The organism is Coxiella-like endosymbiont of Rhipicephalus sanguineus (genome assembly GCF_018687865.1).
This window is the reverse complement of record NZ_NIQB01000079.1, coordinates 1-1,735: the sequence shown is the minus strand read 5'-3', so window position 1 is coordinate 1,735 and position 1,735 is coordinate 1. Positions and strand designations below refer to the sequence as shown.

The following is a 1,735-nucleotide window of genomic DNA, read 5'->3' as shown; positions in this document are numbered from 1 at the left end:
CCTTTTCTTGGGGAGGAAGGGACTTGAATCCGTGAAGTGCTCACTTTCACTTTCGCAGGCCTATCGCAAACCTGATTCGTGATCTTTTTACCTAATTTAAACAAACCCCAACTTCCACCAATGCTCAATGACGCCCTTAATAACGAGAATTTCCAGCCCGACAAACACAGCACGACACCCAAGGGGGCAAATACTCCGGGTCAAGGAAAGAATAAAACCCGACACTCCCAACCCAAGAACCCCAACCCAAGAACAATGAGTGACAGAAATTCAATGTCATTTCTTCTTCCCTCTCGGCTCACGTAAACGGGCTATCCCGTAATCACCGGTAAGTCTGCTCTGGAAAGTAGTGATTGAGCGGTTGAATCACAGCGGGTATGTTTCAGCTCATCTCACCCAAAACGGTCGTTTGGAAAACCCCTGTGACGGAAGGCTGATTTTCCCTAGGCAATTTCGCTAAAATCGCTCGGGACGTGTTCTGGATAGCCGAGTCGTTCATAGTAGTTGGCCATTTTCTCAGCCGTTCGTTTTACATCGCTAAAAGAAACTCTCTGCTTACAATAATCAGCCTACCCCGATTCCATTCGGCACTTGATTTCAATGAAATCCTCTTCATCGATTCTTTGATTGCCAATCCAATGAGCGATTATGGCTTCTAATTCTTCATGAAGAAATCGAGCGGAGTCAATAACCGGGCGATGATATAAATTCATTACACCGGAAATAATTAATTCTAATTGATGGCTCTCTTCAGCACTTAATCGTGAATTCCGTAGTTCTGGGTGACCTGAGACATCCAGAGATTTAATCATTTCTAACAAAAGCTTATATGTATCAACATCAATATATCGATACGCGCTCTCTCTAATCCGTATAGATTTTTCCACTATAGCGACAGGGGTATCCGATTTCTCTTTAATCGTGTAATCTCCAGGAGAAATAAAATGACTACTTTTTGTATATCTGTTTTCTGAAGCAACTGAATAATAGTGTCATATTTTAAATTTTTAAAAGCGCCGAAACCCCAACTTCTATAAATTATTTCTTCTAGACTGTTGTAATGAGGTTCATAGTCTGCTAGCACCAAAGCCTGAATAGATTCTGAGGTTCCTCCGTGTGTTAAAAATAATTGGACCCACTCATCTTTGCCTTGCGCAATCATATCGCTTACTAACGGTATATAAGAGCGAATTAACGGTTAAATCTTTATTACGTCGGCGATCTTCTTCGTATAACAAATCATCAAAATCCAATTGAAATATTTTACGAAGCCATTCTCGACTTTCCTGGTCGGAAGGGTTGACGACCCGTAGTAACCAACCCATAAAAATCGCAATCGGTCGCTTTATCGTTTCGGGATGACAATTTTTGAGTAATAACACCAATTTTTCCCATTCAGGATTTTCTCCCAATAAATACGAATACAATTACCAAAGGAAAATAATTTGAAAAAAGGAAAGTAAGGAAAGTCAGGAAAAAATTGATCGGCTTCACCATCCTACATCCCCTATGCACTGTATCAAGAAGTTCCCACAAGTGCCGTTATTTGTTGCTACGATTTAATCCTATTAATCCTAAAAAAATTAGACCTATTAAAATACAGTGGAAAAAGCTTACTATCCGTTCTTAAATCAAGAAAGGTCTCTTTTTTAGAAAAAGAGTTGATTTCTTTTAAAAATTAATTAAAAACAACGGCTATAAGCTTAACAAAGAATTAAATAGCGACAGTTTCTGA

Annotated in this window: 3 protein-coding genes; all 3 read right to left on the bottom strand. The window is 39.3% G+C overall.

Features of this window, described 5'->3' with window-relative positions; translation table 11 throughout:
* Positions 1-569: 569 nt before the first annotated feature.
* The 3 genes from B1F79_RS04375 to B1F79_RS04365 are packed head-to-tail and all read right to left on the bottom strand — an operon-like array spanning position 570 to position 1,412.
* Positions 570-887, bottom strand: a complete 318-nt coding sequence (locus B1F79_RS04375) for a hypothetical protein (RefSeq protein WP_251366144.1) — start codon at positions 885-887, stop codon at positions 570-572.
* On the bottom strand, positions 887-1,162 hold the full coding sequence (locus B1F79_RS04370; protein WP_251366143.1) for a hypothetical protein: 276 nt from the start codon (positions 1,160-1,162) through the stop codon (positions 887-889). The genes B1F79_RS04375 and B1F79_RS04370 overlap by 1 nt, the downstream gene beginning before the upstream one ends.
* Positions 1,140-1,412 carry a hypothetical protein gene (locus B1F79_RS04365; RefSeq protein WP_251366142.1) on the bottom strand — a complete coding sequence of 91 codons (273 nt, stop codon included), beginning with the start codon at positions 1,410-1,412 and terminating at the stop codon, positions 1,140-1,142. The genes B1F79_RS04370 and B1F79_RS04365 overlap by 23 nt, the downstream gene beginning before the upstream one ends.
* Positions 1,413-1,735 lie beyond the last annotated feature (323 nt).

What these genes read in the sequence shown, in the direction of transcription:
- B1F79_RS04370 (WP_251366143.1), bottom strand. Translation starts at nt 1,162, where the DNA reads ATGATTGCGCAAGGCAAAGATGAGTGGGTCCAATTATTTTTAACACAC.